Source organism: Mycobacterium shigaense (genome assembly GCF_002356315.1).
GTDB lineage: Bacteria > Actinomycetota > Actinomycetes > Mycobacteriales > Mycobacteriaceae > Mycobacterium > Mycobacterium shigaense.
On the sequence record NZ_AP018164.1, the window covers coordinates 3,793,068 to 3,805,456 of the forward strand.

The 12,389-nt window shown below is 67.6% G+C and carries 12 protein-coding genes; 5 read left to right on the top strand and 7 right to left on the bottom strand.

Annotation, left to right across the window (positions count from 1 at the left end; all coding sequences use genetic code 11):
• Nucleotides 1-2: 2 nt before the first annotated feature.
• From MSG_RS17675 to MSG_RS17685, 3 genes are all read right to left on the bottom strand, one after another.
• Entirely contained in the window at nucleotides 3-428 is a 426-nt protein-coding gene (locus MSG_RS17675; RefSeq protein ID WP_096441582.1) for a nuclear transport factor 2 family protein, read from the bottom strand.
• A 65-nt stretch (nucleotides 429-493) separates the two neighbouring features.
• A complete protein-coding gene (locus tag MSG_RS17680; protein WP_096441584.1) occupies nucleotides 494-2,077 on the bottom strand; it encodes an AMP-binding protein in 1,584 nt (527 codons plus the stop codon).
• A complete protein-coding gene (locus MSG_RS17685; RefSeq protein ID WP_096441586.1) occupies nucleotides 2,077-3,186 on the bottom strand; it encodes a Rieske 2Fe-2S domain-containing protein in 1,110 nt (369 codons plus the stop codon). Before MSG_RS17685 ends, MSG_RS17680 begins: the two co-directional genes overlap by 1 nt.
• 70 nt (nucleotides 3,187-3,256) lie before the next feature.
• Between MSG_RS17685 and MSG_RS17690 the strand changes: the two genes are divergently transcribed.
• Nucleotides 3,257-4,552: a cytochrome P450 gene (locus MSG_RS17690; protein WP_373421176.1), complete on the top strand. Its 1,296-nt coding sequence runs from the start codon at nucleotides 3,257-3,259 to the stop codon at nucleotides 4,550-4,552.
• Between the two features lies 1 nt (nucleotide 4,553).
• Here MSG_RS17690 and MSG_RS17695 read toward each other — a convergent pair whose 3' ends face one another.
• Genes MSG_RS17695 through MSG_RS17705 form a run of 3 tightly spaced genes read right to left on the bottom strand, consistent with a single transcriptional unit; the run spans nucleotide 4,554 to nucleotide 7,612 of the window.
• On the bottom strand, nucleotides 4,554-4,994 hold the full coding sequence (locus MSG_RS17695; RefSeq protein ID WP_096441590.1) for a nuclear transport factor 2 family protein: 441 nt from the start codon (nucleotides 4,992-4,994) through the stop codon (nucleotides 4,554-4,556).
• A 27-nt stretch (nucleotides 4,995-5,021) separates the two neighbouring features.
• Entirely contained in the window at nucleotides 5,022-5,213 is a 192-nt protein-coding gene (locus MSG_RS17700; RefSeq protein ID WP_096444636.1) for a ferredoxin, read from the bottom strand.
• A gap of 14 nt (nucleotides 5,214-5,227) precedes the next feature.
• On the bottom strand, nucleotides 5,228-7,612 hold the full coding sequence (locus tag MSG_RS17705; protein ID WP_096441592.1) for a CaiB/BaiF CoA-transferase family protein: 2,385 nt from the start codon (nucleotides 7,610-7,612) through the stop codon (nucleotides 5,228-5,230).
• 61 nt (nucleotides 7,613-7,673) lie between these two features.
• Between MSG_RS17705 and MSG_RS17710 the strand changes: the two genes are divergently transcribed.
• Together MSG_RS17710 and MSG_RS17715 are read left to right on the top strand one after the other, a co-directional pair.
• Complete coding sequence (locus tag MSG_RS17710) at nucleotides 7,674-8,540, top strand: FadR/GntR family transcriptional regulator (RefSeq protein ID WP_096441594.1); 867 nt, start codon at nucleotides 7,674-7,676, stop codon at nucleotides 8,538-8,540.
• A gap of 27 nt (nucleotides 8,541-8,567) precedes the next feature.
• Nucleotides 8,568-9,275 (top strand): SDR family oxidoreductase, encoded by a 708-nt coding sequence (locus MSG_RS17715; RefSeq protein ID WP_096441596.1) that lies wholly within the window; start codon nucleotides 8,568-8,570, stop codon nucleotides 9,273-9,275.
• On the opposite strand, the gene MSG_RS17720 is transcribed toward MSG_RS17715, so the two are convergent.
• Entirely contained in the window at nucleotides 9,238-10,110 is an 873-nt protein-coding gene (locus MSG_RS17720; protein ID WP_096441598.1) for an LLM class flavin-dependent oxidoreductase, read from the bottom strand. The two genes, MSG_RS17715 and MSG_RS17720, sit on opposite strands and share 38 nt — an antisense overlap.
• A gap of 88 nt (nucleotides 10,111-10,198) precedes the next feature.
• Between MSG_RS17720 and MSG_RS17725 the strand changes: the two genes are divergently transcribed.
• Both MSG_RS17725 and MSG_RS17730 read left to right on the top strand, forming a co-directional pair.
• Complete coding sequence (locus MSG_RS17725) at nucleotides 10,199-11,269, top strand: acyl-CoA dehydrogenase family protein (protein ID WP_096441600.1); 1,071 nt, start codon at nucleotides 10,199-10,201, stop codon at nucleotides 11,267-11,269.
• Nucleotides 11,266-12,387, top strand: a complete 1,122-nt coding sequence (locus MSG_RS17730; protein ID WP_096441602.1) for an acyl-CoA dehydrogenase family protein — start codon at nucleotides 11,266-11,268, stop codon at nucleotides 12,385-12,387. The genes MSG_RS17725 and MSG_RS17730 overlap by 4 nt, the downstream gene beginning before the upstream one ends.
• Nucleotides 12,388-12,389: the final 2 nt, after the last annotated feature.

Sequence of the window (12,389 nt, forward strand, 5' to 3'; positions counted from 1 at the left end):
GCTTACATGACGAGCGGGTGCCGGCTGGGCACCACATCCCACGCGAGATTGCGGGACGTGAAATACCAGCCGCCACGCTCGTAGATCAGTTCGTCGTGGAACGCCCCGGTGGCCCGCAGGGTGGTGTCGCCGTAGGCGGCGGCGAAAAGCACAGCGACGCAACGCTGGGTGGCGTTGACCCCGTCGACGTGGATCTCGTGATCGACGGTGACCAGTCTTGCTCCGTCGCCGCCCTCGAAGGCGTGCCGCAGGTCGGAAAACCGCTCGCCGTCGCGCACAAAGGTGGCGCCGGAGTGGCGGAAGGTGGCGATCCAGCGGTCGCGGTCGCCGTCGGAGTAGGCTCGATTGTGCCGCGCGTTGAGGTTGAGAATTCCGTCCCGCCCCGTCGCTGCCTGCAGGAATTGATCTTGCTGATATGTCAACGTCATCGTGGCTCCCCGGCCTCTCTACGAAATGACAAAGAAAAACTCATGTAACCCCAACTTAACTTACATCAGCGGCTCACGATATAGCCGTAACTTTCCCGATCCCAGACGCCGGAATTCAATCCCCGAGCGCGCAACAAATCTTTACGTATACGCCCGATGACGTTCTTGGGAAGTTCACCGACCGTCTCCACGTAGCGCGGCACGCAGAAGTAGGGCATGCGGGCGGCACAGAAGTCGAGCAGCTCGGCGCAGTCCAGCTCGACACCGGGCGTCAGCACGACGATCAGCAGGATGTCGTCTTCGCCCAGATCGCTGGGCACCCCGATCACCGCGGCTTCGGCGACGGCCGGGTGGCCCATTACCACCGCCTCCACCTCGACCGAGGAAACATTCTCGCCGCGGCGGCGCAGCGAATCTTTGATGCGGTCCACATAAGTCAGGTTCTGATCCGCGTCGAGCCGGCCGAGATCGCCGGTGCGAAACCATTCCGGGTGCGGGTCCACTCGCGACCCCTCACCCACATAGCCTTCGCTCATCACGTACGGATACCGCGGCCGGCAGGTGATCTCGCCGACGACCCCGGGGGGCAACCCAGTGCCGTCCGGGTCGACGATGCGCACGTCGAAGTTCGGGTTGGACCGGCCCGACGCACCCGGAACCCCTTCGTCGGCAACGCCTTTGACGGCGATCGGAAAGGCCTCGGTCATCCCGTACATGGTGACGATGCGACAGCCGTAACGCTTCTCGATCGCGCGGTAGGAGTCGGCGGCGATCGGCGCGGCCGAGATGAACCGCAGCGGCAGTCGGGCGTCGCACGAATCGGCGGGCAGATTCTGCAACATCGACACCATCGCGCCGGCGCCGACGAACCCGACCGCACCCCGGGCGCGCACGTCGTCCCAGACCTCGCCGGGGCGAAAGGCCTGCGCCAGCACCGTCGTTCCGCCGACCAACATCGGGGCCAGCACGCTGGGTGCCGCGCTCAGATGAAACAGCGGCATCGCAGTCCACAGCGCCTCGCCCGCGCCGAACTCCCACGCCGAAGCCGCGGTCGCGGCGACGGTGAACAGGTAATCCCAGGTGGTGGCAACCGCTTTCGACGGCCCGGTGGTGCCCGAGGTGTAGAACAGCGCTCCCACCTCCCCCGCCGCGGCCGGGCTGTCCGCGCAGCGGACAACCCCGGCGTTCAGGGTTGCACGCAGCGAATCATCCTGCACCACAACGCCTGTCATGGTGTGCAACGCAGCGGCGACGTCGTCGACACGGGCACAACGTTCGGGATCGGTGAGGATGACCTTGGCCCGCGCCAGGCGCAGGGTATGCAACAGGAACTCGCCCTTGTTGGCCGCGTTGATCGCCGCGCTGACCGCCCCGATGCGCGCCGCGCCCAGCCAGAAATAGACCCATTCCGGGCAGGTGCCGGTGAACAACGCGATGCCGTCACCCCGGCCGACACCCAGCCCGGTCAGCAGGGTTGCCGCCGCGACCGAGCGCTGCCGCATCTGTTCGAAGGTGATGTCGGTGCCGGCGATCGACATCATCACCCGGTCGGGATGCTGCTCGGCCCGGCGATCCAGCACCGCCGGCACGGTGAACCGGTCGACGCCGAAGTCGGAGGGCCGTGGCGGTCCACTCCGCTCAGCGCACATCAGGCCTGCGCGGCCGCCGGGTCCGGTTCCCCCGCGGCGGTGTAGCCGAAATCGGTGGACGAGGGCTCGGAGCCCGGGTAGAAGCGATGCGCCCAGCGGCGCAGGGCGGCGTAGTCGTGTGCCTCTTCGGGGGCCAGGTTCGGCTTCTCCAGGTATTTCATGTTCTCCCAGGTGAAGAAGTCCTGCTTGATGACCTCCTGCTGCAGCGCCAGGAATTTCGCGGCGCGTCCAGTGGGCGCATCGCCGCCGTCGCCGGGTTCTCGGATGGAAGCCTGGGTGTAGAAGTAGTCGGTGTAGTCCTCGTCGACCGGCGTTTGCCCGGTGACCTGGACGGTGGCGACCAGCTCGCTGGGGAAGCGGACCACACCCAGGCCGAGCGAGTAGTTGTCGTAGATGATCTTCGCGTCGACCGGGCCGTTCGGGGTCAGCCAGGTGGATGCGCGGCCGCCGCCGAAATGGGCGTTGACGTTGGCGTGCAGGTGATAGCCCGACACCTCGAACGACGCGGTGGTGGCCGGGTTGGCGGCCTTGTGTACGTATTGGACGTGGTAAGGATCCGCGGCGTTCTCGATGATCATCTGCGGGTGCACCTTGACCCGGTTGACCATCTGCGTGTGCGGGTGCAGCGGGTAGTACTCGCCCGTTTCCAGTTCGGGCAGCACGGGCGGTTGCCAGTACGGCGCCCGGCCGTGGCGCTCGTGCCAGACGAGGATGAAGCCGTACCACTCCACGGCCGGGTACGTGCGGATGCGGACGTTGTTCTTGCAACCGATCTTGCTGTAGGGGATCAGCGCGTTGGTCCCGTCGCCGCGCCACTGCCAACCATGCCAGGGGCACACGATGTTCTCGTCTTCGACGGTGCCGCCGACCCCGAGGTTGGCGCCCAGGTGCTGGCAGTACGCGTCGAGCACGTTGACCTTGCCCGACGCGGTGCGGAACAGCACCAGCTCTTCGCCGAAGTAGTGCAGACGCTTGACGACGCCGGGCGCCACGTCGTCGGCGAAGGCGACGATAAACCACCCCGTCGGGAATCGGTAGGTGGACAACGCAATGCCGGACGAACCGAACTCGCGTTCCGACGGGTCCGGCTCTGAAAACGTATCGGTCACGACTGCTCCGTATCCCACGCGGCGACGCACCGCGGTTCGACGACAAGGTCTATTTTTACTATTTTAGGCATTGAACGTCAACGCGGGCGCCGCCAGGTGTCCCCGAAGCACCGAGCGAGCGAGGTTGAAAATGACTGCTGCTGCGGTGGACCTATCCGATTTCGCCTTGTGGCGGAACGGTTTTCCCGACGATCTATTCGCCGACCTGCGCCGTGACAACCCGCTGTTCCGCCACGATCTGACGCCGGGTGTCGCCGACACCGTTCGGCGCCAGTTCTGGGTCGCCACCAAACACCGGCACGCGGTCCGGCTGCACCGCGACACCGAGTCGTTCACCGCCGCCGACGGCCCACTGATCCAGCCGGTCGCCATGTTCTCGTCGTCCCCGACGATCATCACGCTGGACCCACCCGAGCTGAACAAGCGCCGCAAACTCATCTCGAACGCGTTCAACCCGCGAGCCATCGCGAAGCTGGAGGCCGGCATTCGGGCACGGGCCGCCACGATGATCGACGGCCTGCTTGCCAAGAGCGGCGGGGACTGGATCGACGACGTCGCCGACGCGCTGCCGATGACGGTGATCGGCGACATCATCGGCATCCCGGACGAAGACCGGCCGCGGATCTTCGACGTCTTCGACCGCATCCTCAAGGCGCTTGCGCCCGAGACCCGCCCGAGCGGGCACGTCGAACTCGAGCTCTTCGCCGAGGTGTTCACCTACGCCATGGAGCTCACCGCCGAAAAACGCCGCAATCCCACCGACGACATCTGGAGCACGCTGGCGACCGCGGTGATCACCGGCGACGACGGCGAGCAATTCCGGCTGCCCGAAAACGAACTCGAGTTCTTCTTCTTCGTGCTGGCGTTCGCCGGCAGTGACACCACCAAGAACGCACTCGCCATCGGGCTGCAGGCCTTGGTCGCCAACCCCGAGCAGATCGAACGCTACCGCGACGACGAGACCGTGCGGTCGAGCGCCGTCGAGGAGGTGCTGCGCTGGGCCTCGCCCGTGGCGTACTGGACGCGCACCGCGAAGGTCGACGTCCAGATGGACGGCCAGCGCATTCCCGCGGGCGACCGCGTGGTGTCGATGTTGCGCTCGGCCAACCGCGACGAGGACGTCTTCCCCTCCCCCTTCACCTTTGACATCGGCCGGCAACCCAACCCCCATGTCGCTTTCGGCGGTGGCGGGGCGCACCACTGCCTGGGCGCGATGCTGGCGCGCGCCGAACTGCGTGCGGTGCTCGACGAGCTGTTGCTGCGCTGCGGCGACATCGCGATCGGGCCCGCCAAGGTCGCGTATCCGAACCTGACGACCAACATGTCGATCTACGACGAAATGGCGATCTCGCTGACCGAGCGCTGAGTCAGTACGGCGCCGGTGTATTGCCGAACGCGGCCATCACCGCCAACGGATCCAGATAGTCGCGCCAGTGCGCGATCTTGCGGTCCTTGATCGTGATCACCGAGATGAACCGATTTACATAGGGCCTGCCTGTGCTCAGCACCGTGCCATGCATGGTGTATTCGAGGATTACCGCGGACTTTGTGGGGTCGTAGTAGCGATACACCTCGCTGCTGCCGCTTTGCACGATCGAATCACCGTAGCCGGAGTACAGCTCGGCCAGCGCCTCGCGCCCGATGATTCGCCTGGGGTAAGTCGGAACGGTGATGACGTACTCGACCACCACGTCCTCGGCATGGATATCGAAAAAGTCGGTCCCATCGACCAATCCGTCGAGTGAACCGATGACCAGTTCGAAGTAGGGCCGCATCGCCGCGTACTTCGCCATGTCTCGCGACGACATCAACGCCTCCTTTTCGCTGGTGCTGAGTCACTCCTGGATGCGCAGCGCGGCCTTGGGACATTGCTCCACCGCGGCGCGGACGTCGATCTCGCGGTCGGGCGCCACCGGGCCCTCCGCGATCTGCACCACGTCCTGGTCGCCCAGCTCGAATACGTCGGGGGCGAGCGATTCGCAGAAGCCCTGGGCCTCACATAGATTCGGGTCGACGGTCACGCGCATCGGTTGCCTCACTCTCATAAACCCTTGGGTCGGGTCCCTATCACCTCGGTGGTCGCGAGGTTGGCGAGTTCCTCGTCCGTCAGCCCGCAGCGATCGCGCAATACCTCCCCATTGTGCTCGCCCAGTTTCGGCGGCGGGCGCCGCAGCCACCTGTCCTGGCCGGCGAGCAGCGCGAACGGCGGGCAGGGGTAGCGCGCCGAGCCGATGCTGGAGTGGTTCAGCGTCTCGAAGAATCCCCGCGCGCGCAGCTGCGGATTCTCCGTGACCAGCGACGGCGACAATGCGGGCGCCGCCGGAATGCCCACGGCGGCCAGCCGCTCTACGGTGGCCGCCAGCGGCTGCCCGGCAAACCATTGCTGCAGCCGCAGATCGATGTCGTCGGCGCGCTCTCGTCGCGCGCCGACCGTGGCCAGACCCTGCGCAGACCAGGCCGGCCGGCCCATCAGTTCGACCAGCGCCGCCCACTGTTGATCGTCGCGGATGGTGACCGCGATCCAGTCGTCGTCGCCGGCGCAACGGTAGAGGTTCTGGATCGCCTCGCCGAAACCGCGATTGCCGCGGCGGCTAAGCGTGATCCCGAAGACCTCGGACTCGATCGCCTGAATCGCGGTGGCGTTCAACACCGTTTCGAGCATCGGCAGCTCGACGAGCTGACCGGTGCCGGTACGTTCGGCAAAGTTGAGCGCGGCCAGCACGGCGAAGGCGGCGTGCACCCCGGCCAGTGGATCGCACGCGCCGCGCGGCGTCACCGGCGGGCCGTCGGGCAGGCCGGTCACCCAGGCCAGCCCGGCAATCTGCTCCATGGTCGGCGCGAACCCGACGCGCTCGCGCCACGGACCGTCCAACCCGAACGCGGGCATGCGCGCGACGACGAGCTCGGGATTGGCCTGCAGCAGCACGTCCGCGGTGAGCCCGAATTGATCCATCACCCGCGGCGAGAAGTTCTCGATCACCACGTCGGCGTCGGCCGCCAGCCGGAGGAACAGGGCGCGGCCCCGCTCGGAGCCCAGATCCAAGGTGACCGACCGCTTGTTGGTGTTCATCGCGTGGAACACCCAGCCGTACTCCCACCAGTCGTCCACGTCCTTGCGCATCCCGCCCGAATACCGGATGCCGTCGGGACGCTGGATCGATTCGACCTTGATCACGTCGGCCCCGAACGCCCCCAGCAGGTGCGTCGCGGCCGGGCCGGCCCAAAAGGCGGTGAGATCGACGATGCGTACGCCCTCCAGCGGCCGGCTCGGTGAGTTCGGTTCGGTTGCGAGTTCGCGCTGCGGCCAAGGAAATTCGTGGTCATCCGCGCCGCCTTCCGCCGTCGCGCGCACCGGTGCGGGCGAGCACTCCGACATCAGCCACGGCGGGCGGGGCTGAGAAAATCCGGCCGGGTTGTCGACGAACACCCGGCGCTGTCGCACGTATTCCGAATCCCGGATGGTGGACCCGTTGCCCAGCGCCGCGATCGGCAGGCGGAACAATTGCCCGAGTTCGACGATCTCCTCGACGGTCCGTGCGGCGAGCCACGGGCCGATCTGTTCGCGGATCAGGTCGCGGAAGCCCCAGCGACCGATCTGAAAGCGCAGTTGCTCAATCTCTTCGAGCTGCGGGCACTCGACCATCGCCAGGAAGTCCAGCCACTGTTGACCGGTGACCATGGTGATGCCGACGTAACCGTCCTTGGCAGGCTCGATCGACGGCACCTCGGTGGTGCGGCTGATCGGCGGCACCCGCAGCAGCTGGGAGTGCAGCCATTCGCTGCTTTGCATCAGCGTCATCGCCTCGAGCATCGACAGATCGAGATGCCCGCCGGGCCCGCCGTGTTCGACGCGCCGGCGCACGGCCAGCGCGCCGAAGGCGGCGAACACTCCACCCATGTACTCGCCCAGGTCACCGCCGATCGAGATCGGCGGCCCGGCGGGATCGCCGCGGAACCCGGGCGAGCCCGCCCAGGCCTGCAGGGTGAACTCACTGGCCGCCCGGTCGGCATACGGCCCCGTCCAGCCGAAATCGGAGATGGTGACGATGACCGCGCGCGGCGCGTCGTTCAGCAACCGCTGCGGATCGATGCCCAGCGTCGCGGCCTGCGACCGGCCGGCCGTAACAACGATCACGTCGGCCCCGGCCAGTTCGGCGCTCAGCCGCTCCGGATCTACGGCGATGGTAATGCTCTGCTTGCCGGCGTTGAGGTAGCTGTAGAACGGCGATCCGGGCCCCTCGCCGACCGGCGCGCCGGTCGCGGTGTATCGCCGCAGCCAATCCCCTTGCGGCGGCTCGATTTTGCGCACCTGCGCCCCGGCATCGACGAGCAGCTTGCCGCAGTAGCTGCCGGAAATCCGGTCACTGATCTCGACGACGCGCAAATCGTGCAGCGGCGTCGGCCGGCTGCCGGATCCCTCGCTCACTCGCGCCCGCCCTTCCGACCGGCAATCGTCAGAACGCGCTATTTATACCATTACTGCTAAAATAGCTAAGCCAGACGAGTACCGACGCGAGGATTGGACTACCGCCCTGGGAATTGGTCCCGATGCCCGGCGCCGCCTTTCGGCCCCACGCATCGCTGAAATCGTAGCCGACGAGTTGCGCCGTCAGATCATCGACGGCGAGCTCGCCGACGGCGACCTGCTGCCCCGGCAGGAGGTGCTCGTCGAACAATTCAACGTGAGCCTGGTCTCGCTGCGGGAAGCCTTGCGAATCCTGGAAACCGAGGGCCTGGTCTCCGTGCGGCGCGGCAACCGCGGCGGCGCGGTGGTGCACGCACCGGCCAAGACCAGCGCGGCCTACATGCTGGGCCTGCTGCTGCAGAGCGAATCCGTCGAGATCGGCGATCTGGGCATGGCGCTGCAGGAACTCGAGCCGGCCTGCGCCGCCCTGGCGGCCCAACGGCCCGACCGCGCGAACACCCTGGTGCCCGAACTCAAGCAAATCAACGACTCCATGGCCGAAAACCTGGAAGACGGGCGGCTTTTCACCGAAATCGGCCGTGAATTCCACGATCTGATCGTCCGGGGTTGCGGCAACCACACCATCATCGCGGTGGTCGGCAGCCTGGAGACGCTGTGGACCAGCCACGAACGCCAATGGGCGGACGAGAGCGCCGCGCGCGGCACCTACCCCTCGCTGACCCAGCGCCGTGCGGTGCTGAACACCCATATCAAGCTCGCTGAGATGATTGCCGAGGGCGACGTCGACCGAGCCCGGCGCATCGCCGGGCGTCATCTCGCCGACACACAGACCTACGTGCTGTCCGGCGGGCCCACGCAACGGATCTATGCGCTTTCGCCGCAGGCCCTTTCCCGATCGGGCCGGCGACCGCCCGGCATCCGGCGCTAGGAGTTCGTCACGTCCAGGCGAACCGCATTGGTCACCGGCGGCAGCGGTGGGATCGGAAAAGGATGCGCCGCCAAGCTGTCCGAACTGGGCTACGACGTGGTGCTGGCAGCGCGCCGCGAAGCGCCGCTGCGCGCGGCCGCCGAGCAGATCGGGGCTCGCTACCTCGTGGCCGACGCATCGGATCCAGACGAATTCGGCTCCGCGATAGCCGGTTTGGAGAGCATCGACCTGGTCGTGCACGCCGCGGGCACCCTGGGCGGGACATATGCGCGCAAACAGACATTCCAGCAGTGGCAGACGATCATCTCGGCCAACCTGGACTCGTGCTTCGTGGTGACCGCCGCGGTGCTGCCGCGGATGCGCGCCGGATCGCGGTTCGTGTTCATCTCGTCGTCGGCCGCCCACGAGCCGATGATGGCCCGCACCGCCTACTCCGCGTCGAAGGCCGGCATGAACGCCTTCGCCCGCGCGTTGGCGCTCGAAGTCGACCGGGACGGCATCGCCGTGCATATCGTCACCCCGGGTCCGGTGGAAACCGAGATGCTGCAAGATGTTCCCTTCGAGATGTACGCCATTCAGATCTCCGACGTCGCCCACGCGGTCGCCTGGCTGGACACCGTGGACCCGTCGGTCGATCTGCCGGAGATCCGGCTGTCCGCGGTGCGGCGCGGCCCGTATGCCCGGCCGCCCGTCGTCCCTACCGAGGTCCGGCGCCGCCGGCAGGGAACGGCTTGATCACCGACTCCCCGAACTCGTGCAGCGACTCCGGGGCGGCGAAATCGGCGAACCACACGTAGAAGCGCTCGACCCCGTGGGCGGCCAGGCCGGCGAAGTGCGCGATCAACCCGTCGGCGTCGCCGCAGACCAGCCCGGGGCCCAGGTTGCCGAACCGCCGCGTGCTCACCTCGCGCACCGTGTCCGGATCGTCGCCCGACCGCGCGAAGCCGATCATCTGCTGAACCGACACCCGGGCGTTACCCGCCTCCGGGGCCAGCTTCGGCAACCGATCGAGGTGGTTCGCCTGCAGATTCCACCAATCCGCATGATTGCGAACCAGTTCCATCATGCGGCGCCCGCTGCCACCCAGAACCAGCGGTATCGGATGATTTCGTTTGGGTAGCTGAATCGCCGCGCCCTCCGCGGCGTCGTCGCCCCAGTACTGCCGCAACAACGAGAGGTGCCGGCCCAGCTGCTGCACGCGCACTACCGGATCAAGCTGGCCGACTTCGAATCTGGTGAATTCCGCGGGCCAGGACCCCGACCCCAGGCCGAGATCGAATCGGCCTTCCGACGCGTCCGACAAGGTGACGGCCTGCTTGGCGAGCACGGCGGGATGTCGGAAGGCGTCACACAACACCAGGTGGCCGATGCGCAAGCTCTCCGTCTTGGCCGCCACCCAGGTGGCGATAGCCATTGCCTCCCAGATGCTTTCGCTCGGCAGCCCGGGCGCTTCGAGGTGATCGATGAACGCGATCCCGGTGAAGCCGCTGGCCTCGGCGCGCCGCGCCCGCTCGGTGATGTCAGCTGCGGCCAACCGCACCTGCGGCAGAAACAGATACCACTCGACCATGCGCCCGCCTATGCGTGAGGTGACGTTGCTCTCCAGCGCGATTGCGCCCGGATCGCTAGTTTACTATCTTTGCTATGTTAGGGCTCTTATGGATGTCGGATTAACTTCGGAGCAGCTGTCGCTGCGGGACACCGCGCGCGACGTTCTGCGCACCGAATGTCCGCCCGACGCCGCCCACCAAGCGATCAGCGATCCCGAGCGCTGGCGCGCACTGTGGAAGACGGTTGTCGACCTGGGCTGGACGGAGCTCGCGGCGCCTGACGCCGACGGCGAGTTCGGCCCCGTGGAGTTGACGCTGGTGCTCGAGGAGTGCGGCGCCGCGCTGGCGCCCATCCCATTGCTCAGCAGCGTCGGATTGGCCGCGGGGGTGTTGCGGGCCGCCGGACCGGCCGCCGAACCCGTGCTCGCCGACATCGCCGCCGGGATGGTCGCCACCCTGGCCGCGCACGGCCCGGGCTCCCGGTTACCCGGTGCGACGACGACGCTGCGGGACGGCCGGCTACGTGGACGCGCGGTCGCGGTGCCCCACCTCACGCGAGCCGAACTGCTCGTCACGCTCGCCATCACGGAGGACGGGCCGGCGGCCGCGGTGCTGCGCTGCGGCGACGGAGTAACCGTCTCACCGCGTGAGTCGACCGATCCGGCCCAACCGACCGCCGATGCCGAAATCGACGCCGAGCCATTGGTCGTCGTGCCAGTCGACATCGACGCGGCGTTGACGGCTCCGCTGGTGGCCGCGGCCGCCGAGCTGGTCGGCACGGCCACCGCCGCCCTGCACCGCTCGGTCGAGCACGCGAAATCGCGACGGCAGTTCGGCTCGCCGATCGGCGCGTTTCAGGGGATCAAGCACGCGCTGGCCGACAACTACGTCGGCATCGAGCGCGCCCGGAGCCTGACCTACGCGGCCACCGCGCGGCTCGGCGCAGCCGACGGGTGGACCGCCGCCGCGCTGGCCAAGGCCGCGGCCGGGGATGCCGCCACCAACTGCGCGCGCACCGCGGTCCAGGTGCACGGCGCGCTCGGCCAGACTTGGGAGCACGACGCCCACCTCTACGTCCGGCACGCGTGGCAGGGCGCAACCCTGCTGGGCGACAGTCGCGCCCTCTACCACGAGGTGGGCCATCGCTTCGCGGCCGGCTTCACCGGAGGGGCCGCATGACGACCACCGCCACGACGCCCGAGGTCGTCGCCGAGTACGCGGCCTGGCTGGCCCACTTCCTGCCGAACGACTACTACGACAACTACCACCGATACCGCTGGGACATCGCGCTGCGCCGCGACCACCAGCGCGCCGCCTTCGAGGCCGGCTGGCTCCAGCCCACCTGGCCCCGCGAGCACGGCGGGCGCTCGCTCGGCCTGCGCGACGCGCTGGAAATCCGGATCGAGGGTGCGCTGCGGTCGGCGCCCAAGCTGCCCAATGTCCAGGGCCCCGGGGTGGCCGCCCCCGGCATCCGCCAGTTCGGCACTCCCTCCCAGATCGAGCGGCTGCTGGTGCCAGTGCTGCGCGGCGACGAATGGTGGGCGCTGGGCATGTCCGAACCGGAAGCCGGATCGGACTTCGCCGGCCTGCGCACCCGGGCCGAGCGCGACGGAGACGTGTTTCGCGTCAACGGCCACAAGATCTGGACCACCCAGGCACACGAATCCCGTTGGTGCACTTTGTATGCGCGCACCGATCCCGACGCGCCCAAGCATCGCGGCATCTCCTGCCTGATCCTGGATCTGACCGCTCCCGGCGTGCGCATCGAACCGATTCGCATGTCCTCGATCTCCGACGAGACGTTCTGCGAAGTCTTCCTCGACGACGTCGCGGTGCCCGCGGACAATCTGCTGGGACCGCTCAACGGCGGGTGGAACGTCGCGCTGACCTCATTGCACCATGAACGCCAGATGATCTGGGTGATGAACTGGGTCGAGATCAAACGCGGGCTCGATGCGGTGCGCAGCGCCGGCCAAACCGGCAACACAGATCTACACACCGAGCTGGGGTCGTTGCTCGCCGACGCCGAAGCCCTGCGGGCCACCGGGTACCGCTCGCTGGACAATGAACTGTCCGGCCGGCCCAGCCCGGAGGGCGACATTCTGAAGCTACTGGGATCGATTACGCTGCAACGGGTTTGGGAGATCGCCGCGGCCGCCCAGGGACCGCACTCGACCAACGACCCGGATCTGCTGTTCGAGCGCCAGGACGCGCTGGCCGCGACCATCTACGGCGGGACGTCGGAGGTCCAGCGCAACATCATCGCCGAGCGGCTGCTCGGGCTGCCGAAGGGATGACG